The sequence below is a fragment of the Streptomyces sp. NPDC006012 genome, from assembly GCF_042871185.1.
Classification (GTDB): Bacteria; Actinomycetota; Actinomycetes; order Streptomycetales; family Streptomycetaceae; genus Streptomyces.
On record NZ_JBIAIE010000001.1, the window covers coordinates 457,536 to 481,637 of the forward strand.

A 24,102-nucleotide genomic window follows, 5' to 3' on the forward strand; every position below is an offset into this window, starting at 1 on the left:
GACGCGCGCCAGCCTGGTGGCATGACGACATACACCGCACGCCCGGTCGACCCGGCGGCCCTTGAGGAACTGCGCGCCGTGGACGACGCGGGGCGCGAGACGGTCGCCCTGAGCGACGACGAGGGCGGCGCACCGCTGCGCTGCTGTCTGCGCCGCAGCACGCCCGGCGAGTCGATCGCGCTCGTGTCGTACGCGCCGCTGCGCCGCTGGGCGGCCGGGACGGGCGCCGAGCCCGGTGCCTACGACGAACAGGGGCCGGTCTTCATCCATGCGCGCGCGTGCCCGGGGCCGGTGGCCGGGGGCGGCCACCCGTTCACGAACGCGCACCGGACGGTCCGCCGCTACTCGGCCGGCGGCCGGATCCTCGGCGGGCGGCTGGTGTCGGAGCCCGACGGCTTCGACGCGGCCTTCGCGGAGGCGTTCGCGGATCCGGAGGTGGCACTGGTCCAGGTGCGGGCGGTGGAGTACGGGTGCTTCCTCTACGAGGTGCGCAGGGGTTAGCGCCCGCACGGTAGTACGAGTGGTAGCCAGTCTGGTCGTACCCTGCTAGCGTGGTGGTATGAAGATCAGTGTGAGTCTGCCGCAGGAGGATGTGGCCTTCGTCGACGAGTACGCGGCCCGTACCGATGCGGAGTCCCGTTCGGCGGTGATACACGCCGCCATCGAGTTGCTGCGGCAGGCGCGGCTCGTGGAGGAGTACGCGGCGGCATTCGCCGAATGGGACGGCAGCGAGGACGCCGAGTTCTGGGACCGGTTCTCCGGGGACGGGCTGATCGATGAAGCGCGGTGACATCTACCTCGTCGACTACGAGCCGTCGCGGGGCAGTGAGGCGAACAAGGCCCGTCCCGCGGTGATCGTCTCGAACGACGGCGCCAATGCGGCGGTCGAGCGAACGGGACTCGGCGTGGTCACGCTGGTCCCCCTGACGACCAACACGGCCCGTGTCTACCCGTTCCAGGTGCTGCTTCCCGCAGGTGAATGCGGTCTTCCCAAGGAATCCAAGGTGCAGTGCGAGCAGGTGCGCGCGCTCGCCCCCGACCGGTTGCTGCGGCCGCTCGGCACAGTGCCCCCGCAGCAGATGGCGAAGATCGACGTCGCCCTGCGCAGACACCTCTCCCTCTGAACCACGAAGGGGCGCCCACCGGTCACCGGTGGGCGCCCCTTCGTCTGCGGTCCCGGTGTCACCCCGCCAGTTCGGCCGCGACCAGCTCCGCGATCTGGACGGCGTTCAGGGCCGCGCCCTTGCGCAGGTTGTCGTTGGCGACGAACAGGGCCAGACCGTTGTCGCTCGTCTCGTCCCGGCGGATCCGGCCGACGTACGACGAGTCCTGGCCGGCCGCCTGGAGCGGGGTCGGGATGTCGGTGACCACGACGCCCGGCGCCGCGGCGAGCAGTTCGGTGGCCCGCTCGGGTGACAGCGGACGCGCGAAGCGGGCATTGAGCTGGACGGAGTGGCCGGTGAAGACCGGGACCCGGACACAGGTGCCGGAGACCTTGAGGCCGGGGATCTCCAGGATCTTGCGGGACTCGTGGCGGAGCTTCTGCTCCTCGTCGGTCTCGTTCAGACCGTCGTCGACGAGGCTGCCCGCGAAGGGGAGCACGTTGAAGGCGATGGGCCGCTTGTAGACCTGCGGCTCGGGGAAGTCGACGGCCGCGCCGTCGTGGGTGAGCCGGTCGGCGTCGGCGACCACCTTCTGGGCCTGGCCGTGCAGCTCCGCCACGCCCGCGAGGCCCGAACCGGAGACCGCCTGGTAGGTGGCGACGACCAGGGCTTCGAGGCCCGCTTCCCGGTGCAGCGGCTTGAGCACCGGCATCGCGGCCATCGTCGTGCAGTTCGGGTTGGCGATGATGCCCTTGGGGCGGTGCGCGATGGCGTGCGGGTTCACCTCGGAGACCACCAGGGGCACGTCCGCGTCCCGCCGCCAGGCGGAGGAGTTGTCGATCACGACGGCGCCCTGGGCGGCGACCTTCCCGGCCAGCGCCCGGGAGGTGGCGCCGCCCGCGGAGAACAGGACGATGTCCAGGCCGGTGAAGTCGGCGGTCGCCGCGTCCTCCACCGGTACGCCGTCCAGGACCGTCCCCGCCGAGCGGGCCGACGCGAACAGCCGCAGCTCGTTCGCCGGGAAACTCCGCTCGGCGAGGATTCTGCGCATGACCGTGCCGACCTGACCGGTGGCTCCGACGATTCCGACCTTCACGGGTTCCTCCGTACTACGTGTGTGTGCGGCCTCTGTGCGTGCGGCACGTCGGCCGCTCCAGGATGCGTCTGTCCCTGCCCGTCCTGTCCAGTCCATTGTCCGGGTGATGGGACGGGGCGGGGAAATCCCCGGGGCCGGCGGCGAACGTTTCGGCCCGCTTCCGCGTCGTAGGGGAAACGCGGGGAGGGGAGAGGTGGCCGTGCTGCGCAGAAGGCCCCGCCGCGGTCAGGAGGCGGTCCGCGGAGGGGACGATCCGCTGGACGCGGCCCAGGAGCGGCGGGTGCGGGCGGTGCTCGCGCTCGGCGGCGTGCCGCAGTCGGACCTGCCGGACGGGGTGCAGCAGGTCCGGCTGCGGCTGCTGGAACGGGCCGCGAGCGGCCGTGAGGCGCCGCGGGACGTGTCCGCGTGGGCGCGGTGGGTGGTGGGCGAGGCCCGGGTGGCCGCCGAACGCGCCTGGATCAGTGAGGCCCTGCCCGGTTCCCGTGACGCGGCCTGCCCTTCCGGTGCCGCGTCCTCGGCCGGGCAGTCATCGAACCCGGCCGGGTGAGCCCCGGGCGGCGGTCCGGGGCCGCGACGTACGGAGCGGGGCGGGCGTCCGCCTGGACACCCGCCCCGCCCGTCGGCGGCACCGCGTCACGGTGCGACCGGGTCACGGCCTCACGGCGTGACCTTTTCGATCTGCACGTTGCCGACGCCCGCGACCGTGCCGCGCGCGTTCACCAGCTGCACCCGGCCGAAGAACTCGCGGCCCGCCGGAGCCTCGGCCGCGGCCGTGACCTGCCCGGTCACCGTTGTCGAGGCGCCGGTGCCGAGTTTGACCGGAGTCGAGCCGTCGACCGCGACGGAACCGAGCGTGGAGGAGAAGAACACGTCCCGGTAGTCGAAGTCGGTCGAGCCGGACGGCACCGAGTAGCCCACGACCTCGACGGTGTAGGTGCCCGCGGCCGGCTTCGGGATGGAGACCGCCTCCTCCGAGTCGCCGTCCGCGGACTTGCCGACCTCCTCGCCGGACGAGTCGTACACGAACAGGTCCAGGTCGGCGGCGGTGTCGGAGACGTTGCCGATGGCGACGTCCAGCGTCTCGGCGCCCGCCGGGACGGTGACCTCGGTGCGCCGGGTATCGTCCTGCGCGATGGCGGGCCGGTCGGACTTCGCGGAACCGAGCGGGCCGCCGACCAGCTTGCCGTCCAGGGCGGCGAAGCCGTTGGTCACCTTCCAGGAGACGGCGGCCGGGACACCGACCTTCGCCTCGGGCACGGTCACGGTCGCCGGGTCGAAGGCCGCGCCGAGCACGGCGACGTCCAGCTTGTACGGGTTGTCGAGCAGCGGCGAGGTGCGACGCGACTCGACCTCGATCTCCCAGACCCCGGCCTGCGGGTCGGCGTACGAGCGCACGTCGGGCCGGCAGCCGTTGCCGTCCAGGTAGTTGTTGTAGCAGTACGGCGTCGACGTCTCGTCGACCGGAACGCCGTACGGGTGGATCGAGATGAACCGGGTCTGGCTCTTGGCCTTCAGCCCGCCGATCGCGACCTCAAGGGACGTGGCGCCCTCGGGGACCGTGAGGAAGTACGACTGCGTGCTGTTGCGCTGCACCGAACCCGACGCGGAGTAGGTGTGGTCGACCGGCGCCGCCACCACGACCGTGGTGAGGATCTGCTGGTCGATGCCCTCGGTCCGCGGGTCGTCGACCTCCAGGATCGCGCTCTTGAGGCCGGCCGACCTCGGGGCCGCCTGCACCTTGACGGTCACCGGCTGGTTCAGCGGCAGCTTCACCACGTCGTCGCCGACGATCCGGAAGGTGCCACCGGCGTTGTTCTCGAAGTGCAGCTCGTGCCGGACGGCCGTGGCCGGTCCGGAGGTACGGGTGACCGTGACGGCGTACGTCTTCTTCTGCCCGGCCTTCAGCCCGCCCTCGCGGTCGTACAGGCCGGTGCCGAAGCCCGGCGTCCTGAGCGCGTAGTCGAGCGCGGTGTCGACCGGTGCCTTGACCGTGTAGGCATGGGCGTCCGCACCGTTCTTGACGGCCTTCCAGGCGTCCACGATGTTGATCAGGCCCGCGCCTTCCTCGTACGCCTGCGCGCCCTTGATGTGGTCGGCGGTCGAGGTCAGCGCCGTGCGCAGGCGGGCGGGGGTGAGGTCGATGTGCCGCTGCTTCGCCGCGCTCAGCAGCAGCGCGGTCGCACCGGTCGCCTGCGGGGAGGCCATCGAGGTGCCCTGGAGCATCGAGTAGCCGGCCGGCAGGGAGTAGCCCGACTCGGGCACCGGGCCGCCCGGCAGCCAGGTCTGGGTGGAGTTGATCGCGGCGCCGGGCGCGACCAGGGTCGGCGCGAAGCCGCCGTCCTCGCGCGGGCCGCGCGAGGAGAAGGGCATCATCGCGTACTTCTTCTCCACCTGGGAGCCGTAGTTCGCGGCCCAGGTCTCCTGGGAGATGCCCGCGCCGACCGCGATCACCTTGTCGGCCAGGCCGGGGTCGCCGATCGTGTTGGCGCCGGGGCCGTCGTTGCCCGCGGAGATGACGAGCTGCACGCCGTAGGTGTCGATGAGCCGCGTGTACAGCTCGGCGCGCGCGTTGCTGCCGTCGTTGAGGGCCGGGAGGCCGCCGATGGACATGTTGACGATGTCGACGCCGCGGTTGGCGACGAGGTCGATCATGCCTTCGGTGAGCGCGACGTTGGTGCAGTCGCCGCTCCAGGAGCAGGCGCGGGAGGAGACGATCTGCGCGCCGGGCGCGGCGCCGTTCATCCTCCCGCCGAACAGGCCGTTGGCGGAGGTGATGCCGGCGACGTGCGTGCCGTGCTCCGACTCGATGACGCCGATGTTGACGAAGTCGGCCTTCTTGCCGACCCAGGGCCCGCCGTAGGGGTCCATCGGCACGTCCTTGCGGATCTGCACGACGAACGGCTGGCGCTCGACCACGTCGGTCTTCGGGTCGTCGGTGCCGAAGTAGCCGATCTGGTAGCCGTCCTTGTACGGCTTCATCGGCGTGTCGTCGGAGAAGTCGTTGTTGTTGTTCAGGTCGACCCGGACCGTGCCCGCCGCGGGGTCGTACAGCACGCCCCAGGAGTCGGTGGTGTCGCCGTCACGGTTGGCGTCGCCCGCGGCGTCACCGCCCGCGGTGTAAGACTCCTTGAACACGCTGATCTGGTAGGAGCCCGCCGGGGCCCGCCAGTTCTGGCCGTCGTAGGCGAACGACGGGCCGGAGACGGCGTTCACCATCGGGCGCCAGGTCTGGTCGCCGTCGACGATCGGGTCGGTCGCCGTCACCCAGTCGACGATCTTCCGCTGGCCGGTGGTGGTCTTCTGCAGCGCCGGGTGGCCGAGGTCGACGCCGGAGTCGAGGATGCCGATGGTGACGCCGCGGCCGTCCGCCTTCGGGTTCTGCTGCACGAAGTCGACGGCGCCCGTCTCGAACGACGGGTTGTACGGGTTCTTCGCGGGTGTGTGCCTGTCCGGCGCCGGATAGGTCCTCGCCGTCGCGGCGGACTCGGCGCCCTTGGCGGTGTCCGCGGCCGGCGTCGGGTCGTCGAGGGCTATCTCCTGGCGCAGGTCGATGGCGTGCACCGAGGACAGCTTGGTGGCGGCGGCGATGGCCGCGTCCGCCGCGCCGGTCGGGACGGTGGCCCGGACGTAGCCCAGCTTGTCGTAGGTGCGGCCGACCGAGCCGCCCGTGACCGCGTCCAGCTGCTCGGCGACCTGCTCGGTCCGGCCCGGCGCGGTGGCGATCATCATCGTGACGTTCTTGTCGCCCGCCGCCTTGGCCGCGGCGAGCAGGCCGGCGTCGTCGGAACCCAGCTTGGGGGCCTCGGCCGACTTGACGCTGGGGTCGGCCGTCGTCGCGGGGGCTTTCGCGGCGACGGCCAGGGGTATCGGGCCGGCCGCGGAGAGCGCGGCCACCAGACCGGCGGCCACGGCGATGCGGGCCACGCGTCTCGCGCCCGGCGTCGGGTCGCTCTTGGAGGAGTGGATCATCGGCATCCCTTGGAGGTAAAGGAACGTTGAACACAGCAGTCCGGATGTCGGTGCCGGACGATCGCTCAGCTTTACCCAAAGGTGAGAACTTTGGGGAGAGTTGACCGTGGCGTGAGGGACGTATGGCACACACCCGCCATACGTCACGGGGGATTTGAGCGCACAAAAGATGACCTTTCGCTGATTGTTTCTGGAACATGAACGCCAAGGGTGGCGGGATATCGTCGCTCCATGGCCGGAAACGTCGTCCGTCTCCCGGATCCGGCGCGCTCGGACTACCGTCCCCCCGTGCGCAGGAAACTGAGGGTGGCGGCCTACGCCGTGTGCGTTCGCGACGTGCGGGTCCCTCCGGCCGAAGGCCGGCGGAAGATCCTGCTGGCCCGCTCGCCGGCCCCCGCGGGCCCGCCCGAGTGGGTGCTGCCCGGCGGCGGCGTGGAGCACGGCGAGGATCCCTACGACACCGTGCGCCGGGAGGTTTTCGAGGAGACCGGCTACCACATCGAGGTCACCGGCCTGCTCGGCGTGGACTCGCTGCGCCGGACCACGCCGCGGCGCTTCGGACGCGGCGTCGACCGCCACGCCCTGCGGCTCGTCTACGAGGGCCGGATCACCGGCGGTGAGCTGCGCAACGAGGTGAACGGCTCCACCGACCTGGCCGCCTGGCAGGACCTGGCCGAGGTGGACGCCCTGCACCGGGTCGCGCTCGTCGACACCGCGCTCGGGCTGTGGCGCGAGCGCCCGGCGTCCGGACGGCTGCCGGACGGGCCCGGCGGCCTCCTGCTACCCCCGCAGATGAACACGGAGTGACCGTCCCCCGGCCGCCCGAAATCCACCGTATGGCCGCGTCCGGTACGCCGTGATCCACGTACGGTGATCGGCGCCGCACGTTGCTGCCTCGTTCACACGCAGGTCACTCCTGGTGCCAACGATCGATAGCAGTGGGATGTTCGCGATGGCGATCACCCGCGCATCACTGCTGACGCGTTCGCACCCGGGGAGACCGCGCCATGTCGCGCATACGCTCTGTCGCCACCTCCGCGCTGGGGGTCCACCGTCGTTCCGTCCTCGCAGCCGTCGGAGCGGTGACCGTCTCCGCGGGCATCGGCTACGCCCTGCGCCCCACCGACAGCCAGGCCGCCACCGCCGAGGGGACACCCCGCGCCGCCTCGCGGACGGCGCCCGCACCGCCGCTCACCCCCTACACCAAGGGCACCACCGTCGAATCCGTCGCCGCCGCACCGGGCGGCCCGGGCTACCGGCGCCTCGGCGACGGACCCGGCTGGCCGCGCGTGGTGCGCGAGGAACTGGCCGCGGCCCGGGCCGGCCGCGCCGACCGCCGTACCCCGCTCGCCGCCTTCGTCCAGCTCACCGACCTGCACCTGATGGACGTCCAGCACCCGCTGCGGCTGGAGTTCCTGCGCTCCACCGACCGGCACGCGTGGCGCCCGCACGAGGCCCTGACCGTGCCCGGGGCCGTCTCGCTGGTCGAGCGGATCAACTCGCTGCGCGGCGGCCCGGCCACCGGCTCGCCCCTGCACTTCGTGATGACCACCGGCGACAACACCGACAACAACGCCCACTCCGAACTGGAGTGGTTCATGACGATCATGAGCGGCGGGACCATCACCCCCAACACCGGGGACCCGCGCCGCTACGAAGGCGTGCAGAACAGCGGCCTCGGCCTGTACTGGCAGCCCGACTCGGCCCTGCGCGACCAGGACAAGACGGCCGGGTTCCCGCAACTGGACGGCTACCTGGCGGCGGCCGTCCGGCAGGTCCGCAGCCCCGGCCTGCGCCTGCCCTGGTACTCCACGGTCGGCAACCACGACGCCCTGCCGCTCGGCTGCTACGGCTCGCACGGCGACCCCTACCTCGCCGAGTTCGCGGTCGGCGGCAGGAAGCTGATGAGCCTGTCCGCGGCCGAGGCGAAAAAGCTCCAGGACAGCATCAAGAACGCCGCCGACCCCCGGGGCACCGGCTTCCGGGACCTGCTCAAGACGCACGCGCGCGATCTGCGGCCGGTCACCCCCGACGCCCGGCGTGCTCCGTACACCCCCGCCGACTACCTCAAGGCCCACCTCGACCCGGCCCACACCGGATCCGGTCCGGCCGGCCACGGGTACGCGCCGGACAACGTGGCCGCGGGCACCCAGTACTACGCGTTCCGCATCTCCGACGACGTGCTCGGCATCAGCCTGGACACCACCGACCCGGGCGGCCACTACGACGGCTCCATCGGCACCGCCCAGCTGGCCTGGCTGGAGCGGACCCTGCGGGACAACAAGGACGCCTACGCCGTCGTCTTCAGCCACCACACCAGCGCGTCGATGGACAACACCCGCCCCGATCCGGCCGACCCCGGCGAGCAGCGGCACGGCGGCGACACGGTCCTCGCCCTGCTCGCCCGCCACCCGGGCGTACTGGCCTGGGTGAACGGCCACATCCACCGCAACGCGATCACCCCGCACGCCACCGCCGGCGGCCACTCCTTCTGGGAGATCTCCACCGCCTCCCACGTCGACCACCCCCAACTCGCCCGGGTCATCGAGCTGGTGGACAACAAGGACGGCACGCTGTCGCTGTTCACCACGCTCGTCGAGTCCGCCGCGCCGCACCGCACCGATCCCGCCGACCTGTCCCAGACCGGCCTGGCCGCCCTCTACCGTGAGCTGGCCTTCAACGCCCCCGGCGCCGGCACGACCCTCGGGGGTTCCACGACCGACCGCAACACGGAGCTGGTGCTGAAGAAGGGCTGAGGCCGAAAGGGCCGATACACGCTCAACCGGCGTACGGCCGGGCAACCTCCACCGCCACCCCGGTGTCCCTCCCCGCGACCGAGCTCGACGAGCACAGCGAACAGGGGACACGACATGTCCGTACGTATGGCGGTGGCGGCGGCGACGGCCGCGGCGCTCTCGATGGCGCTGGCGGCACCGGCGCTGGCGGCCGGCCCCGCCGGGGGCACCGACGATCACGCGGCCACCCGCCGGGCCATGGCGGCCGCCGTCGCCGACGGGGTGCCCGGTGTCACCGCGGGCGCCCGGGACGCGCAGGGCGTCTGGTCGGCGACCGCGGGCGTCGGCGACACCCGCACCGGCGCCCCGCGCTCCGCCGCCGACCGCTACCGCGTGGGCAGCATCACCAAGACCTTCGTCTCCACCGTCCTGCTCCAGCTGGCGGCCGAGGGCAGGCTGTCACTGGCCGACCCGGTGGAGAAATGGCTGCCCGGCGTGGTGCGCGGCCACGGCCACGACGGTCGCGCGATCACGCTCCGCATGCTCCTCAACCACACCAGCGGCATCTACAACTACACGGCCGACGACGACTTCGGCCGCTCCTATTTCGTGAAGGACGGCTTCTTCCAGCACCGTTACGACACCCTGGCCCCGGGCGAGCTGGTGGCGATCGCGCTGCGCCACGCACCGGACTTCGCGCCGGGCACGTCCTGGAACTACTCCAACACCAACTACGTTCTCGCGGGCATGATCGTCGAGCGCGTGACGGGCCGTCCGTACGCCGAGGAGATCGAGCGGCGGATCATCCGCCCGCTGAAGCTCACCGGCACCTCGGTGCCGGGCACCCGGGTCACGGTCCCGCAGCCGAGCAGCCGCGCCTACTCGAAGCTGGCCCAGCCGGTGGCGGGCCCGTCCTACGACGTCACCCGGCTGAACCCGTCCATCGCGTCGTCCGCGGGCGAGATGATCTCCGACTCGGCCGACCTGATCCGCTTCTACCGGGCCCTGCTCGGCGGTCGGCTGCTGCCCGCGCGGCAGCTGAAGGAGATGAAGACCACGGTCCCGGCCGAGGGCATGCCGAACGCGGGCTACGGACTCGGGCTCATCGACCGCACCCTGTCCTGCGGCGTCCACGTCTGGGGACACGACGGCGGCATCCACGGCTCCAGCTCCTCGGCGGTGACCACGGCCGACGGCCGGCACGCGCTGGCGGTCAACTTCAACGGCGACTGGTCCGGGGACATGGACGCCGTACTGGAGGGGGAATTCTGTTAGACACCGTTTCTCCGGTGTCTTTCCGCCGTAACGCGCGTGCAATGTCCGTACCGCCATATATCGGCTAACCCGCTGTTCACGGGGATGGCTTGAATCAGGTGCAAGGCGGGTGGTCGCGTGCGCGCGATACGTGATCTGCGTGTGCTCTCGGTCTACGAGGGTTTCTTCTCCGGCGGCGCCCGGATCCTCCACAGCGATGTCCTGCTGGGGCTCGTGGAGGGCGGCGGGCAGCACCACCAGGTGCTGAGCATCCACGGCGAGGTCCACCGGGAGGCCACCTCGCAGCGCATGGAGGACGACGCCTGCTATCGCGCGCTCACGGCCGGCGGGGTGCCGGTCACCTCGCTCGGCCGGAGCGCGGGCCTGGTCGACGGCACCGTCGCGGCGCAGGTCTTCAGCGGGCCCGAGCTGGCGGAAACCGCCAGGGCGATGGCGGGCGCGGACGTCATCCTCTCCCTGAAGGAACAGCCGCTGGCCCTGCTCAACCAGGCGGGGCTGCCGCGCCGCCCGGTGGTGGTGTGCCTGCACCGCTCCGACCCGGAGAACCAGGGAGCGGCGCTGGACGAGCTGAAGGCGGCCATCGCCGACGGCACGGTCGCGGCGTGCGTGTGCTGCGCCGAGTCGACCCGCGACGCGTATCGGGCCGCCGGGATCCCGGCGGCACTGCTGCACGTCATCCCGAACGGGGTCGATCTGCTGCGGTTCTGGCCGGACGCCGAGGCGCGGCAGCGGGTGCGGGGCTCGCTCATGATCCCGGCCGCGGCACCGGTGGTCGTCTTCGCCGCGCGCTACGCCGCGATGAAGAACGTCCCGCTGCTGCTGCGCGCGGCCCGGCTCTGGCTGGGCCGCGAGGGCGGCGGGCACGTGCTGATGTGCGGGGCCGGCCTGACCGCGCAGAACCCGGCCCTGCGGGCGGACATCGAGGCCGCCTTCGGCGCGGAGCGGGCGCTCGCCGAGCGGGTGCACCTGCTCGGTGTACGGCGGGACATGGCGGCCCTCCACGCCGCCGCCGACGTCGTGGCGCTCACCTCGTCGGCCGGGGAGGCCGCGCCGCTCTGTCTGATCGAGGGCATGATGTGCGGGGCGGTGCCGGTGACCACCGACGTCGGCGACAGCGCGGCCATCGTTGCCGGGCACGGCTTCGTCACCCCGCCGGACCCGGGCGCCGTCGCCCTGGCCTGGTCCGGCGCGGTCGCCGGCCGCGCCGCTCTCGCGCCGGCCCTGGCCCACAGCCGGGAGCGGTTCAGCCGTACCCGGATGATCGCGGCGTACGCGGCCCTGCTCGACCGGGTGACCCGCCCCGCCTCCCGCCACGGGGAACCACAGCAGTCGTCCTGACGCGCGCCGCCGGTACCCCTGCGGCCGGGCCCGGCCCGCGGCCCGGGCCCCGGCGGCTCGGCCCCGCTCCTGGGCGCCAATCCGGTCGTCCCCGGGCGGTACGACCGCTCCGCCCCGCTCACGGACTCCGCTCCGGTCGTCCCAGGGCGGCACTACCGCGGCAGGACCACGACGTACGCGGCCGGGTCGCGGTCACCGGAGGCCATCAGGGCGGTGCGGACCACCGTCGCCTGCTGCTCCAGCGACTCCCGGAGCTTTCTGGGGGAGATGTGCACGACGGTGATGCCCAGGCGCTCCAGGTGCTCGCGCTTGCGCGCGTACTCCGACCAGAGGGCGTCATCGTCCTGGCGCGGGGCGCGGGTGTCCAGCTCCACCGCCACCGCCTGGTCCGGCCAGTACGCGTCCAGGCCGCCGAGGTGCGGGCCGCCCGGCAGCCGCAGGTCCACGTTCCACACCGGGTCCGGCAGGCCGTACTCCCGCACCATCCGGTAGAGGCGGTCCTCCGCGCACGCCCGGCCCTCGGCCAGCAGGGAGTCCACCGCGTCCACCACGTGCGGCCGGGACAGCAGCTTGGCCTGGTTCAGTTCCCGTACCACCGCGGCCGGTTCGCAGTGGCCGGCCCTGACCGCCTCGGACAGCAGCCAGCGCACCGTGGCCGCGTCCGAGAGGTCCGCCACCGCGTCCGCCACGGCCCGCGGCACCGGCGCCACCGGCACGCCGGACAACTGCCGCGGAGCGGGCAGGACCGGTGTGCGGACGATGCGGGCCGGGCCCGTCGAGCGCAGCCTGCGCGCCCGCGGGACCAGGACGTCGATGCGGTCCAGGGATGCCAGCGGCGGCGTCGCGGCGAAGCCGTGCAGGGTCAGCGCGGCCAGGCCGGTGACCATCACCTCCGGGTACCGGGCCGCGGGCGACTCGGGGGGCCTGGGCTGCGGCGGCACTGCGGCGTCCGCCGGGACGCGGGCCGCGTACAGCAGCACGGCGTGCAGCCGCTCCTCGCCGGTCGGCGGCCCGGAGTGGAGCAGGACCACGCCCGGCAGGAGCTGCTGCCAGGGGCCGTCGGGGCGGCACCGCTCGTTCACGTCGGCCGTCGAGATGCCGTGCTTGCGCAGCCGGGCCACGGTCAGTACCCGGTGGTGGACGCCGCCGAGGTGGTGGAGGGGGCGCGGGGAGAGCGGGGTGTTGTGGGTCATGCCCTCCAAGTTCCCGCGCCCGGAGGGCCCCTTAACCGCTGTTACACACTCGTCGACAAATACGGACAAGGTGGCACTAAAGGACGAATGTTCGGATGCCGAATAGCGACGGAAAACCCCTGGTCCGTTCGGGTGCGGACCAGGGGTTACGGCTCCTATTGACCGAATTCCGTAACGGTCACGGACGGGCCGAGCCTTGGCCAGAGGCAGCCGCGTCGCAGGCCTGCGCACGCAGCGCCCGCGCCAGGTCGTCCCGCGCCTCCAGCACCAGCCGCCGCAGCGCGGGAGCCGCCTCCCGGTGCGCTTCGAGCCACGCGTCCGCCGCCGCCAGCGTCTCCGGCGAGTCCTGGTGGGCCGGGAACAGCCCCCTGACCACGTCCATGCCGATCTGGATCGACCGCTCCCGCCACACCCGCTCGATCGCCGCGAAGTACTGCTGCGCGTACGGGGCCGTCAGCTCCCGCTGCGAGGGCTGCGCGAACCCGGCGATCGTCGCCCCGACCAGCGCGTTGGACAGCGCGTCGGACTCCACCACCTGCGCCCACGCCTGGGCCTTGACCGCGGCCGAGGGGCGGGCGGCCAGGCAGCGGACCTGGTGCCGCTTGCCGGACGCGGTGTCGTCGCGGGCCAGCTCCGCCGCGAGCGCGGTCTCGTCGGCCGCCCCGTGGACCGCCAGCGGCTCCAGGAACGCCCAGCGCAGCTCCTGGTCCACCACCAGCCCGTCGATCACGGCCGTGCCGTCCAGCAGCTCCCGCAGCAGCGCGAGGTGCGGCTCACCGGACGCCACCGTCGCGAAGAACCGGGCCCAGGCGAGCTGGTGCTCGCTGCCCGGCTCGGCCCGCCGCAGTTCGTCGAGGGCCCGGTCGGCGACCAGCCGCTCGCCGGCCGCCCGCCACTTGGGCGCCGCGTAGTGGACCAGCGCCGAGCCCGTCCACGCGTGCAGCATCTGCACGACGCCGATCTCGCTCTCGCGGCCCGCGAAGCGCAGCACCAGCTCGACGAAGTCCCGCGTCGGCAGCAGCCCGTCCCGGGTCAGGTTCCACAGCGCCGACCAGCACTGGGCGCGGGCCAGGGGGTCGGTCAGCGCGCCCAGGTGGTCCTGGAGGGTGGCCAGGGACGTGGCGTCCAGCCGCATCTTGCAGTACGTCAGGTCGTCGTCGTTGACCAGGACCACTTCCGGGGCCGCGGCACCGGCCAGCTCCGGCACGAGGGTGCGCGGGCCGTCGACGTCCGTCTCCACGCGCGCGTACCGCTCCAGGTTCCCTTCCGGACCGCGCCCGTACAGGCCCACAGCCACCCGGTGCGGACGCAGCTGCGGATGCGCCGCGGGTGCCTCCTGGAGCACGGCCAGTTCGCTCACCCGGCCCTCGGCGTCCAGCAGGACCTGCGGGGTCAGCGAGTTCACCCCGGCCGTCTGCAGCCAGGCCCGGGACCAGGCCGCCATGTCCCGGCCGCTGGTCTCCTCCAGCACCGACAGCAGGTCACCGAGCCGGGTGTTGCCGTACGCGTTCCGCTTGAAGTAGCGCCGGGCCCCTTCCAGGAAGGCGTCCTGCCCGACGTACGCGACGAGCTGCTTGAGCACCGACGCGCCCTTGGCGTAGGTGATGCCGTCGAAGTTGAGCTTGGCGTCCTGGAGGTCGCGGATGTCCGCCGTGACCGGGTGTGTGGACGGCAGTTGGTCCGCGCGGTACGCCCAGGCCTTGCGGCGGTTGGCGAAGGTGATCCAGGCGTTCTCGAACCGGGTCGCGCCGGCGTTCGCGAACGCGCCCATGAAGTCCGCGAAGGACTCCTTGAGCCACAGGTCGTCCCACCACTCCATGGTGACCAGGTCGCCGAACCACATGTGCGCCATCTCGTGCAGGAGGGTGTTGGCCCGGCCCTCGTAGGACGCCTGCGTCACCTTGCCGCGGAAGACGTACTCCTCGCGGAAGGTCACCAGGCCCGGGTTCTCCATCGCGCCGAGGTTGTACTCCGGGACGAACGCCTGGTCGTACTTCCCGAACGGGTACGGGTAGTCGAAGTGGTCGTGGAAGAAGTCCAGCCCCTGCTTGGTGACCAGGAAGACGTCGTCCGCGTCGAAGTGCGGGGCGAGGCCCTTGCGGCACATCGCGCCCAGCGGGATGCGCAGCCGCGTGCCGTCCTCGAAGGTCCGCTCGTAGGCGTCGGTCACATAGTGGTACGGGCCCGCCACCACACAGGTGATGTACGTCGAGATCGGCTTGGTCTCGGCGAACCGCCACACCCCTTCGACGAGTTCGCCGGCGCCGTTGCTCCACACCGTCCAGCCCTCCGGCGCCCGCACCTCGAACCGGTAGGGGGCCTTGAGGTCCGGCTGCTCGAAGTTGGCGAAGACCCGGCGGGCGTCGGCCGGTTCGTACTGGGTGTACAGGTACACCTCGCGGTCCTCGGGGTCGACGAAGCGGTGCATGCCCTCGCCGGTGCGGGAGTAGGCGCAGAGCGCGTCCACCACCAGCTCGTTCTCGGCGGCCAGGTCCTCCAGCGCGATCCTGGAGCCGTCGAAGACCTCGCCGGGGTCGAGGTCCCGGCCGTTGAGCGAGAGCGCGGTCACGGCCGGTGCGATCAGGTCGGCGAAGCTGGACGCGCCGGGCTCGTTGCAGCGGAAGCGGATCGTGGTGACCGAGCGGAAGGTGCGGGGCTCACCGTCCCCGGCGCCGACGGCCGACCGCAGGTCCAGGGACACCTCGTACCCGTCGACGGACAGCAGGGCGGCCCGCTCGCGGGCCTCGTCGCGGGACAGATTCTCACCGGGCACGGACGGCACTCCCTCGTTGTCGTGGTACGGCATGGTTCGGCTGGGGTTCAACAGCACCGATCCTCCCATGTGCCCCTGACAGCGGTCAGCAGGGGAATGACGCAACGACCGGACGCGTTGGCCGGGGAAACGCGTATTCCCGAGGAGTGCCATGGCTGAGAAGACCCCCGTCGACTTCTGGTTCGACCCGCTGTGCCCCTGGGCCTGGATGACCTCCCGATGGGTACTGGAGGTGGCGAAGCAGCGGGACGTCGAGGTCCGCTGGCACGTGATGAGCCTCGCCGTGCTGAACGAGGACAAGCTCGACACCCTGCCCGAGGAGTACGCCGAGAACATGCGCCCCGGCGGCAAGTCCTGGGGCCCGGTCCGGGTGGTCGCCGCCGCTCAGCAGCTGCACGGCGCCGAGGCGGTCGGCAAGCTGTACACCGCGCTCGGCACCCGCTTCCACAACGAGGGCCTCGGGGTGAACCCCGAGGCCATCACCGCCGCGCTCGCGGACGCGGGCCTGCCCGCCGACCTGATCGAGTACGCGGACAAGGACACCTACGACACCGAGCTGCGCGCCTCCCACAAGGAGGGCATCGAGAAGGTCGGCCAGGAGGTCGGCACCCCGGTGATCGCCGTGCCCGGCCCCGACGGCAAGGAGATCGCCTTCTTCGGTCCCGTCGTGACCCCCGCCCCCAAGGGCGACGACGCCCTGCGGCTGTGGGACGGCACCCTCGCCGTGGCCTCCGTGCCCGGCTTCTACGAGATCAAGCGGAGCCGTACCAAGGGCCCCGACTTCAGCAACCTCTGATCTCCCCGGGCGCGGCCTTCACCCCGCGCGCCCGCTGAACGGCACCGGCCCCGCGAGTCACGTCCTCGCGGGGCCGGTTCCTTTTTCCGCCCGCCGCGTGAAGGGTGAGAAGACGATCACGAGGCGGGACGACCCGGGGCGCGCGCCGTCACGGCGCCGGCAGGAACACGTCCGCGCGGGACTTGGCGGCCTCGTGGCGCCGGGCAACGTCCTGCCAGTCGACGACCTGCCACATCGCCTCGATGAAGTCCACCTTCTGGTTGCGGTACTGCAGGTAGAAGGCGTGCTCCCAGGCGTCGAAGACCAGGATCGGGGTCGCGCCCTGGCCCACGTTGCCCTGGTGGTCGTAGACCTGCTCGACGATCAGCCGGCCGCTCAGCGGCTCGTACGCCAGCACGCCCCAGCCGGAGCCCTGCGTGGTGGCCGCGGCCTTGGACAGCTGGGCCTTGAATCCGGCGAACGAGCCGAACGACTCGGTGATCGCGTCCGCCAGTGCGCCCACACCGTCCGCGGCCAGCGGTTCGCCGCCGCCCTCGCCGGTCATGTTGTGCCAGTAGATCGAATGCAGGATGTGTCCGGAGAGGTGGAAGGCCAGGTTCTTCTCCAGACCGTTCAGCGCGCCCCACTGCTCCTTGTCGCGCGCCTCGGCGAGCTGCTCCAGCGTGTCGTTGGCGCCCTTCACATAGGCCGCGTGGTGCTTGTCGTGGTGCAGCTCGATGATCTCGGGGCTGATCACCGGGGCCAGCGCGGAGTAGTCGTAGGGCAGTTCAGGAAGCGTGTAGACGGGCATGGGCGGTCCCCTTCGAACCTCTTATTGCAAAGAGCTTGCAACTACACGCTAGCAACAAAAAGACCTCCGTGGGTGTGTGGTCACAGGTGGCGTCCGATGCGCCGGGCGGTGGAGTGAGCCAGGTATCGCGCCCTCCGTGACCGTTGTCACCTCGCACGGGGTGTAATCAGCACCCTTTGTATGGAGCCGACCAGCCCGCCGTTTCAGCCTTTGTCGAGCACTGACGGTGAACGTCCCGACCAGGCGGTATAGCGTCACGGTGTCCCAGCCTGCCCACACCCGCGGAGTCCTCATGAGCACCGCCACCGCCGGCCCCCGTTCCGGTGCCGTCCTCGCCGACCTGCTGCCCGCCTCCCGTGTGCGCGATGTCGCCCTCGTGCTCGGCGGAGCCGCGCTCACCGGCCTCGCGGCCCAGCTCTCGGTGCCCGTGCCGGGCTCCCCGGTCCCGGTGACCGGGCAGACCTTCGCCGCCCTGCTCGTCGGCACCACGCTCGGGGCCGGCCGCGGCTTCCTCTCCCTCGCGCTGTACGCGATCGCGGGCATGGCGGGCGTGCCGTGGTTCGCGGGCGGCGGCGCGGGCACGGCGGCCCCGTCCCTCGGCTACGTCTTCGGCATGCTGCTGGCCGCCTCCGTGGTGGGCGCGCTGGCCCGCCGCGGCGCCGACCGCTCGGTGCTGCGCACCGCGGGCACGATGATCCTGGGCGAGGCGATCATCTACGCCATCGGCGTCCCCTACCTGGCCCTCGCCACCGGCATGTCCGCCACCGCCGCGATCGCCGCCGGCCTCACGCCGTTCCTGATCGGCGACGCCCTGAAGGCCGCGCTGGCCATGGGCCTCCTGCCCACCGCCTGGAAGCTCGTCGACAAGCGCTGACCGCGTCCCGCACCGAGACCCCTTCGGCGCAGGACCCCTCCCGCACCGGGACGGCGACCGGCTCGGCGCCGAGCGCACACCGGCCGTGGGTCCTCGGCCACCGCACAACGGCAGAGGCTCGCCGGGCGCCACGCGCCCGACGAGCCTCTTTCCGAATCCCTGCGTCTTTGCCGCTCGCTGCCTCTTTTTCCCGGGCTCTCGCCCCTTCGGCTTTCTACCCTTCGGCCTTTCGGCCTCGGGGCTCCCCTTCACCTCGTGGCGCCTTTTCGCCTCCTGGCCTGGTGAGCCAGGCGCGTGCCCGGGTCGGGAAGCAGCGTCGTCGCGGCCCGGCTGGCCGGCGTCAGAGCCGGCTGGCCGGTACCCGGCTCAGCCGACCGGCACCCGGTCCGTCTCGCTCTCCTCGGCCGTGTCGGTGCGGCTGCCCAGGACCCGCTGCCGCACCACCGCGATGGCCACGACGACCGCCGCGACCAGCAGCGACAGCAGAATGGTCGTCCGGCCGCTGCTCTCGCCCTTGGTGTCGGTGAGCATGTAGCCGAGCACGAACACGATCAGCGCGGCGGTGGCCCAGGTCAGGTACGGGTACAGCCACATCTTCACGACCAGCTTCTCCGGCGACTCGCGCTGGATGATCTTCCGCATCCGCAGCTGCGAGAAGCAGATCACCAGCCAGACGAACAGGGCCACCGCGCCACTGGAGTTGACCAGGAAGAGGAAGACCGAGTCCGGGAACCGGTAGTTGAAGAAGACGGCGACGAAGCCGAACACCACGGACGCGACGGTCGCGATCATCGGCACGCCACGGGACGTGGTCCGCGTGAACGCCTTCGGCGCGTCACCGCGCTGGCCCAGCGAGAAGGCCATCCGGGAGGCCGTGTACAGGCCCGAGTTGAGACACGACAGCACCGAGGTCAGCACGACGACGTTCATGATCTGACCGGCGTGCGGGATGCCGAGCGAGCCGAGGGCGGCGACGTACGAGCCGTCCTTCGCTATCGACGGGTCGTTCCACGGCAGCAGGCAGACGATCACGAAGATCGAGCCCAGGTAGAAGACGCCGATACGCCAGATGATGCTGTTGGTCGACTTGGTGACCGCCCGCCGCGGGTCCTCCGACTCGCCCGCGGCCAGCGTCGCGATCTCGCTGCCCATGAAGGAGAACACCACGAGCAGCACGCCGGTGAGGATGGTGCCGGGACCGTTGGGCAGGAAACCGCCGTGGCCGGTGAGGTTGCCGAACGCCGCCTTGTCGGTGTCCACACCGGGCAGCACGCCGAAGAGGGCGAGCAGGCCGATCACGATGAACGCGCCGATCGCCACGACCTTGATCCCGGCGAACCAGAACTCGAACTCACCGTAGGAGCCGACCGAGACCAGGTTGGTCGCGGTGAGCACCACCATCACGATCAGTGCCCAGCCCCACTGCGGGATCGCGGGGACCCACGATTCCAGGATCGTGGCCCCGGCGGTGGCCTCCACCGCCAGCACGACGACCCAGAAGAACCAGTAGAGCCAGCCGATGGAGAAACCGGCCCAGCGCCCGAGCGCCCGGTCGGCGTGCGCGGAGAAGGAACCGGAGGCGGGGTTGGCGACGGACATCTCGCCGAGCATCCGCATCACGAGGACGACGAGTGTGCCGACGAGGGCGTACGACAGGAGGATGCCGGGACCGGCGGTGGCGATACCGGTGCTGGACCCGACGAACAAGCCGGCTCCGATGACGCCGCCGATGGCGATCATCGAAAGATGGCGGTTTTTGAGCCCGGCCTGGAGCCCGGTGCCGGGGTCTCCGGAGGGGGAGTGGGGCGGCTGTGAAGCCATGAAGGGGATTCCTTTGCGCTGGGTGTGCGGATGCTCGTACGGGGAGATGTACGAGCCGGTCCAGTGAATCGGAGGCCAACAGATTCCGAAGCCGTCGAATCCAGATCGTTACTTGAGGTTTCCTTGAGGTTCCATGGGTTTACTTGCCTTTTCCCTATTCAGAGCCCAAAGCTGCCCCGTGGTCGTGCCCGTGTCACACTGCTTGCCATGCGCGTGTATCTCGGCTCGGACCATGCGGGCTACGAACTCAAGAACCATCTCGTCGAATGGCTGAAGACAGCCGGTCACGACCCCGTCGACTGCGGCCCCCACATCTACGACGCCCAGGACGACTACCCGCCCTTCTGTCTCCGCGCCGCGCAGCGGACGGCCGCGGACCCCGACGCCCTCGGCATCGTGATCGGCGGCTCCGGGAACGGCGAGCAGATCGCCGCGAACAAGGTCAAGGGCGTACGCGCGGCCCTCGCCTGGAGCGAGGAGACCGCCTCCCTGGGCCGGCAGCACAACGACGCCAACGTCGTGGCCGTGGGCGCGCGCATGCACTCGGAGGAGGACGCGACGAGGTTCGTCGAGACCTTCCTCAACACCCCGTTCTCCGGTGACGAGCGTCACATCCGCCGCATCGACATGCTGTCGGACTACGAGACCACGGGCGACCTGCCGCCGATCCCGGCCCACCACCCGCAGCAGTAGCCACGGTTCGTCCGGTCCCGTCCGTCCGCAGCTCCCGGACGGGCGGACGGCGGAGAGGAATGACGCCAGGTGCCGGAAGGGCACACGATTCACCGGCTCGCGCTGGACTACGGCACCCGCTTCTTCGGCCGGGCGACACGGGTCACCAGCCCCCAGGGCAAGTTCTCCGCGGCCGCCGCACTCCTCGACGGCGCCGCCCTCACCCGCACCGAGGCGCACGGCAAGCACCTCTTCCTGTGCTTCCGGGACGCCGAGTGGATCCACATCCATCTCGGTCTCTTCGGCAAGGTGACCTTCGGCGACGCCCCGGCCCCGCCGCCCACCGACACGGTCCGCCTCCGCCTCGCAGGCCCCACCGGGTACGTCGACCTGCGCGGCCCCACCACCTGCGCCCTGATCGCCGACGCCGAGAAACAGGCGGTACACGCGCGCCTCGGCCCGGACCCGCTGCGCGAGGACCCCGACCCGGCCACCGCCTACGCCCGCATCCGGCGCAGCCGTACCTCGGTCGCCGCCCTTCTCATGGACCAGAAGGTCATCGCCGGCGTCGGCAACGTCTACCGCGCCGAAGTCCTCTTCCGGCACGGCATCGACCCCTACCGCGCGGGCCGCGACCTCACCCCCGCCGAATGGGACGCGATCTGGGCCGACCTCGCCGCGCTGATGCGGGAGGGCGTCCGGCACAACCGGATCGACACCGTCCGCCCCGAGCACACCCCCGAGGCCATGGGCCGGCCGCCCCGCGTCGACGACCACGGCGGCGAGGTGTACGTCTACCGCCGCGCCGACCAGCCCTGCCACCTCTGCGGCACCCCGATCCGCACGGCCTCTCTCACCGCCCGCAACCTCTTCTGGTGCCCCACCTGCCAGCGGACCTGACCCCGCCGCCCGCCCGGACGGTCCCCTCGCCGCAGCCGCCCGCCCGGCGATCCCCCCGGACCGCCGGACGGCACGGTCCCCGGACCGCAGGGCAGTGCGCTCCCCGGACCTCCGGACGGTGCGCTTCCCGGGCCACCGGAAGGCGCGCTCCCCGGACCGCCTAGAACCCGTGCGGCAGCCACGGCGCGACCGGCGAGCCGAACGCCACCGACGCCTCCGTCAGCGTCCCCCGCCGCAGCTCCCGCACCCGCCCCGCCGCCGCCAGCGACGACAGCGACACACCGCCCAGATACGCGGCCCCCAACTCCCGTACCGACAGCGCCAGGTCGGCCGCGTCCTCGGTACGCGCGCACGACGCGCCCTTCGCGTTCCCGGTCAGCCGCCAACGCCCCGCGTTCCACGGGCAGAAGGCGTCCTCCACCTCGAACACGACGTCCACCGGCGCCTGGTACGTCCGCGCCTCCAGCGCCGCGCCGACCTCCACGAGCCGTACGTACAGCCCGTCCCGCGGCTTGATCCCGCAGCGGCGGATGTCCGACACCAAGTGCTGCCAGCCCTCGTCCAGCGGGCGCCCCCGCGCAGTGAGCGTCGAGGTCAGATCGATGTCGAACAGGAACCGCCACACCGCCGCGTGCGCGGCCGGGTCCAGCGTCTGAAGATCCTCCAGCACCACCGTGCCCGTCGGTCCGGCCTGGTCCCAGTCCGGCTTGACCCGGAAGCGCGCGTACCCGACCGGCTCGCCGTCCCGCTCGGCCACCACGCACTGCAACGGCGAGGCGCCGGACCGCTCGCTCTCCGGATCGAGCAGCGCGACCCGCTCCCACCCCGGCAGTCGCGCGATCATCCCCGGGCGCAGCGGCACCTGCCGGGCGTACAGCGCCTCGCAGACGTCGAGCACATCGGCCGGCGCGGCGTACCGGAGCCGTACGTCGTCGGTGCCGGGCGGCAGCGCGAGCCGCACCCGGTCGGTGTCGATGTCCGCGCCCGCGTGGAACGTCGCCGCGCCGTACCCGAACCGCCCGTAGATGGCTGGTTCCGACGCCGTCAGCACGGCCAGCGGCCAGCCCCAGGACCGTACGTCGTCCAGCTGCCGCCGCATCATCGACGTGAGCACCCCGCGCCGCCGATGGGTGGCGGCCACACTGACCATGGTGACGCCGGCGGCCCGCACCGGGGCCCCGCCGGGCACGGTCAGCCGGAAGGCGAACGCGCCCGCCGTCCCCACGCACGCGTCCCCGTCCCAGGTGCCGATGGCGCGGTCCGGTTCGATCAGCTCCAGGTACAGCTGTCGTTCCTCGGCCGCTTCCGGCACACCACCGAAGGCGCGGATCAGATTGTCGTACCACACGTCCAGCTCATCGGGACGCACCGTCCGCAGCTCGATCCCGTGGCCGTTCCGTGCAAGGTCAGTCGCCATGAACCATGCGTATCAGCGCATTGCGGGACGGGGCGAACGAATTTCCGCCAGGTGGCAGCGCGACAGCGTTCCGTGAAGTTCACTGTCTAGTTGAGCCTCGGACGGGGGACAAGTGGGACCTCCCGTGCCAAGCGACTGCCCGGATGGATAGGGTCCCGAAATAATGGCAGCAGGACGAGAGCGGCGCGGGAAGGCAGAGACCTTCACGGCCCGGTTGCGGATGCAGTGGCACCGGGCCCGCGTAGGCGTGCGCCGAAGCGCCGTGGACTACTTCCGCGGCGACGGATCCGACTGGATCGCGCTGGTCGGACTGCTGCTGACCGTGCCGGTGCTCGCGGCCGTGACACTGGCGAACTCGGTGTGGTTCGCGCCGGGCGCCCTGGTGCTCCCCGTCATCGTGGGCGGGCTGCTGCTGCGCCCGGCGAGCCTGCTCGGCCTGTACGCGGCGGCGGCCACGGCGCTGATCGTGGAATCGGTGCGGCTCGGGCCGTACACCGAGGGCCCGTCCCGGGTCACCCCCGGCGTGGTCCTGGTGGTCGCGGCCTGCGGTTTCTTCGGGCTGCTCACCGCCCAGTTCCGCAGCCGGGTGGGCGTGCCCTGGCGGCGCGGCGGCACCATGCTGTTCGACCTGCGCGAACGGATCCGGGTGCAGAGCAAGCTGCCGAAGCTGCCGCAGGGCTGGCACCGGGAGATGGCGCTGCGGCCCGCGGGCGGCCAGTCCTTCTCCGGCGACTTCGTGGTCGCGGCCCGCACGAACGGCGGGCGCACCCTGGAGGTCGTGCTCACCGACGTGTCCGGCAAGGGCATGGACGCGGCGTCCCGCGCGCTGCTGCTGTCCGGCGCCTTCGGCGGCCTGCTGGGCTCGCTGCCGCCGCACGCCTTCCTCCCGGCCGCCAATGGCTACCTGCTCCGCCAGGACTGGGACGAGGGCTTCGCCACCTCGATCCATCTGGTCCTGGACCTCGACTCCGGGGACTACGAGCTGTACTCCGCCGGTCATCCGCCGGGCCTCCAGCTCAGCGCGGGCACCGGCCGCTGGGAGGAGAAGGCCGCGGAGGGACCGCTGCTCGGGGTGTACGACGGTGCCCAGTTCGACCCCACGAAGGGCTCGCTGCGTCCTGGGGACGTGCTGATGCTGTTCACGGACGGCCTGGTCGAGACCTCCGACCGGGACATCGTCGAGGGCATGGACCGCCTCACCGGCGAGGCCGACCGCTATGTCGCCGGCGGCTTCCACGGGGCCGCCTGGCACCTGATCGAGGCGGTGGCCAAGGACGTCAACGACGACCGCGCCCTGCTGCTGATCTGCCGGGAGGGCCCGTCGGCCCCCCTGCTCCGCTGAGCCGCCGG

The 24,102-nt window shown here is 71.9% G+C and carries 19 protein-coding genes and 1 pseudogene; 13 read left to right on the forward strand and 7 right to left on the reverse strand.

The features are described from left to right. Positions 1 to 21 precede the first annotated feature (21 nt). From ACFYPJ_RS01930 to ACFYPJ_RS01940, 3 genes are read left to right on the forward strand one after another with little or no spacing between them, the layout of a single operon-like run. On the forward strand, positions 22 to 501 hold the full coding sequence (locus tag ACFYPJ_RS01930) for a DUF1203 domain-containing protein (RefSeq protein ID WP_389008933.1): 480 nt from the start codon (positions 22 to 24) through the stop codon (positions 499 to 501). 58 nt (positions 502 to 559) lie between these two features. Further along, on the forward strand, positions 560 to 790 hold the full coding sequence (locus tag ACFYPJ_RS01935) for a ribbon-helix-helix domain-containing protein (RefSeq protein ID WP_389008936.1): 231 nt from the start codon (positions 560 to 562) through the stop codon (positions 788 to 790). Next, on the forward strand, positions 777 to 1,124 hold the full coding sequence (locus ACFYPJ_RS01940) for a type II toxin-antitoxin system PemK/MazF family toxin (RefSeq protein ID WP_389008939.1): 348 nt from the start codon (positions 777 to 779) through the stop codon (positions 1,122 to 1,124). Before ACFYPJ_RS01935 ends, ACFYPJ_RS01940 begins: the two co-directional genes overlap by 14 nt. Before the next feature lie 58 nt (positions 1,125 to 1,182). Here the strand turns inward: ACFYPJ_RS01940 and ACFYPJ_RS01945 are convergent, their stop codons facing one another. After that, entirely contained in the window at positions 1,183 to 2,199 is a 1,017-nt protein-coding gene (locus ACFYPJ_RS01945; RefSeq protein WP_389008942.1) for an aspartate-semialdehyde dehydrogenase, read from the reverse strand. A 199-nt stretch (positions 2,200 to 2,398) separates the two neighbouring features. Here ACFYPJ_RS01945 and ACFYPJ_RS01950 point away from each other — a divergent pair. Beyond that, positions 2,399 to 2,621: pseudogene (locus tag ACFYPJ_RS01950) on the forward strand (RNA polymerase subunit sigma-70); the annotation flags it as partial. Between the two features lie 235 nt (positions 2,622 to 2,856). Here ACFYPJ_RS01950 and ACFYPJ_RS01955 read toward each other — a convergent pair. Beyond that, positions 2,857 to 6,168: a S8 family serine peptidase gene (locus ACFYPJ_RS01955; RefSeq protein WP_389008945.1), complete on the reverse strand. Its 3,312-nt coding sequence runs from the start codon at positions 6,166 to 6,168 to the stop codon at positions 2,857 to 2,859. Between the two features lie 288 nt (positions 6,169 to 6,456). Between ACFYPJ_RS01955 and ACFYPJ_RS01960 the strand changes: the two genes are divergently transcribed. The 4 genes from ACFYPJ_RS01960 to ACFYPJ_RS01975 all read left to right on the forward strand — a co-directional run bounded on the left by ACFYPJ_RS01960 (position 6,457) and on the right by ACFYPJ_RS01975 (position 11,516). After that, a complete protein-coding gene (locus ACFYPJ_RS01960; RefSeq protein ID WP_389008948.1) occupies positions 6,457 to 6,975 on the forward strand; it encodes an NUDIX hydrolase in 519 nt (172 codons plus the stop codon). Positions 6,976 to 7,175: 200 nt separating this feature from the next. Continuing rightward, positions 7,176 to 8,924, forward strand: coding sequence for a TIGR03767 family metallophosphoesterase (locus ACFYPJ_RS01965; protein ID WP_389008951.1), 1,749 nt, complete (start codon positions 7,176 to 7,178; stop codon positions 8,922 to 8,924). Positions 8,925 to 9,038: 114 nt separating this feature from the next. Then, positions 9,039 to 10,178, forward strand: coding sequence for a serine hydrolase domain-containing protein (locus ACFYPJ_RS01970; protein ID WP_389008954.1), 1,140 nt, complete (start codon positions 9,039 to 9,041; stop codon positions 10,176 to 10,178). Between the two features lie 141 nt (positions 10,179 to 10,319). Further along, positions 10,320 to 11,516 carry a glycosyltransferase gene (locus ACFYPJ_RS01975; protein ID WP_389010085.1) on the forward strand — a complete coding sequence of 399 codons (1,197 nt, stop codon included), beginning with the start codon at positions 10,320 to 10,322 and terminating at the stop codon, positions 11,514 to 11,516. 152 nt (positions 11,517 to 11,668) lie between these two features. Here ACFYPJ_RS01975 and ACFYPJ_RS01980 read toward each other — a convergent pair whose 3' ends face one another. Together ACFYPJ_RS01980 and pepN are read right to left on the reverse strand one after the other, a co-directional pair. Continuing rightward, positions 11,669 to 12,709: a hypothetical protein gene (locus ACFYPJ_RS01980; RefSeq protein WP_389008957.1), complete on the reverse strand. Its 1,041-nt coding sequence runs from the start codon at positions 12,707 to 12,709 to the stop codon at positions 11,669 to 11,671. Positions 12,710 to 12,887: 178 nt separating this feature from the next. Then, positions 12,888 to 15,482, reverse strand: a complete 2,595-nt coding sequence (gene pepN, locus ACFYPJ_RS01985) for an aminopeptidase N (protein WP_389010088.1) — start codon at positions 15,480 to 15,482, stop codon at positions 12,888 to 12,890. Positions 15,483 to 15,633: 151 nt separating this feature from the next. Between pepN and ACFYPJ_RS01990 the strand changes: the two genes are divergently transcribed. Beyond that, positions 15,634 to 16,278, forward strand: a complete 645-nt coding sequence (locus ACFYPJ_RS01990; RefSeq protein WP_389008960.1) for a DsbA family protein — start codon at positions 15,634 to 15,636, stop codon at positions 16,276 to 16,278. A 148-nt stretch (positions 16,279 to 16,426) separates the two neighbouring features. On the opposite strand, the gene ACFYPJ_RS01995 is transcribed toward ACFYPJ_RS01990, so the two are convergent. Further along, on the reverse strand, positions 16,427 to 17,068 hold the full coding sequence (locus tag ACFYPJ_RS01995; protein WP_389008963.1) for a superoxide dismutase: 642 nt from the start codon (positions 17,066 to 17,068) through the stop codon (positions 16,427 to 16,429). Positions 17,069 to 17,360: 292 nt separating this feature from the next. Here ACFYPJ_RS01995 and ACFYPJ_RS02000 point away from each other — a divergent pair, with 292 nt between their 5' ends. Then, the gene (locus ACFYPJ_RS02000) at positions 17,361 to 17,942 is read left to right on the forward strand and encodes a biotin transporter BioY (protein WP_389008965.1); all 582 of its coding nucleotides are present in this window, start codon (positions 17,361 to 17,363) and stop codon (positions 17,940 to 17,942) included. A gap of 366 nt (positions 17,943 to 18,308) precedes the next feature. Here the strand turns inward: ACFYPJ_RS02000 and ACFYPJ_RS02005 are convergent, their stop codons facing one another. Next, on the reverse strand, positions 18,309 to 19,763 hold the full coding sequence (locus ACFYPJ_RS02005; protein WP_389008968.1) for an amino acid permease: 1,455 nt from the start codon (positions 19,761 to 19,763) through the stop codon (positions 18,309 to 18,311). Positions 19,764 to 19,970: 207 nt separating this feature from the next. On the opposite strand from ACFYPJ_RS02005, the gene ACFYPJ_RS02010 reads away from it, so the two are divergent. Both ACFYPJ_RS02010 and ACFYPJ_RS02015 read left to right on the forward strand, forming a co-directional pair. Beyond that, entirely contained in the window at positions 19,971 to 20,456 is a 486-nt protein-coding gene (locus tag ACFYPJ_RS02010) for a ribose-5-phosphate isomerase (RefSeq protein WP_389008971.1), read from the forward strand. 69 nt (positions 20,457 to 20,525) lie between these two features. Continuing rightward, positions 20,526 to 21,335: an Fpg/Nei family DNA glycosylase gene (locus ACFYPJ_RS02015; protein ID WP_389008974.1), complete on the forward strand. Its 810-nt coding sequence runs from the start codon at positions 20,526 to 20,528 to the stop codon at positions 21,333 to 21,335. A gap of 160 nt (positions 21,336 to 21,495) precedes the next feature. Here ACFYPJ_RS02015 and ACFYPJ_RS02020 read toward each other — a convergent pair whose 3' ends face one another. Beyond that, complete coding sequence (locus ACFYPJ_RS02020; protein WP_389008976.1) at positions 21,496 to 22,752, reverse strand: GNAT family N-acetyltransferase; 1,257 nt, start codon at positions 22,750 to 22,752, stop codon at positions 21,496 to 21,498. A 163-nt stretch (positions 22,753 to 22,915) separates the two neighbouring features. On the opposite strand from ACFYPJ_RS02020, the gene ACFYPJ_RS02025 reads away from it, so the two are divergent. Next, on the forward strand, positions 22,916 to 24,094 hold the full coding sequence (locus tag ACFYPJ_RS02025; RefSeq protein WP_389008979.1) for a PP2C family protein-serine/threonine phosphatase: 1,179 nt from the start codon (positions 22,916 to 22,918) through the stop codon (positions 24,092 to 24,094). Positions 24,095 to 24,102: the final 8 nt, after the last annotated feature.

Coding starts and splice junctions, on each gene's coding strand:
- ACFYPJ_RS01995 (WP_389008963.1), bottom strand. CDS start 17,068: ATGCCCGTCTACACGCTTCCTGAACTGCCCTACGACTACTCCGCGCTG.
- ACFYPJ_RS01940 (WP_389008939.1), top strand. CDS start 777: ATGAAGCGCGGTGACATCTACCTCGTCGACTACGAGCCGTCGCGGGGC.
- ACFYPJ_RS01980 (WP_389008957.1), bottom strand. CDS start 12,709: ATGACCCACAACACCCCGCTCTCCCCGCGCCCCCTCCACCACCTCGGC.
- ACFYPJ_RS02025 (WP_389008979.1), top strand. CDS start 22,916: ATGGCAGCAGGACGAGAGCGGCGCGGGAAGGCAGAGACCTTCACGGCC.
- ACFYPJ_RS01955 (WP_389008945.1), bottom strand. CDS start 6,168: ATGATCCACTCCTCCAAGAGCGACCCGACGCCGGGCGCGAGACGCGTG.
- ACFYPJ_RS01970 (WP_389008954.1), top strand. CDS start 9,039: ATGTCCGTACGTATGGCGGTGGCGGCGGCGACGGCCGCGGCGCTCTCG.
- ACFYPJ_RS02010 (WP_389008971.1), top strand. CDS start 19,971: ATGCGCGTGTATCTCGGCTCGGACCATGCGGGCTACGAACTCAAGAAC.
- ACFYPJ_RS01990 (WP_389008960.1), top strand. CDS start 15,634: ATGGCTGAGAAGACCCCCGTCGACTTCTGGTTCGACCCGCTGTGCCCC.
- ACFYPJ_RS01935 (WP_389008936.1), top strand. CDS start 560: ATGAAGATCAGTGTGAGTCTGCCGCAGGAGGATGTGGCCTTCGTCGAC.
- ACFYPJ_RS02000 (WP_389008965.1), top strand. CDS start 17,361: ATGAGCACCGCCACCGCCGGCCCCCGTTCCGGTGCCGTCCTCGCCGAC.
- ACFYPJ_RS02005 (WP_389008968.1), bottom strand. CDS start 19,763: ATGGCTTCACAGCCGCCCCACTCCCCCTCCGGAGACCCCGGCACCGGG.
- ACFYPJ_RS01930 (WP_389008933.1), top strand. CDS start 22: ATGACGACATACACCGCACGCCCGGTCGACCCGGCGGCCCTTGAGGAA.
- ACFYPJ_RS02020 (WP_389008976.1), bottom strand. CDS start 22,752: ATGGCGACTGACCTTGCACGGAACGGCCACGGGATCGAGCTGCGGACG.
- ACFYPJ_RS01965 (WP_389008951.1), top strand. CDS start 7,176: ATGTCGCGCATACGCTCTGTCGCCACCTCCGCGCTGGGGGTCCACCGT.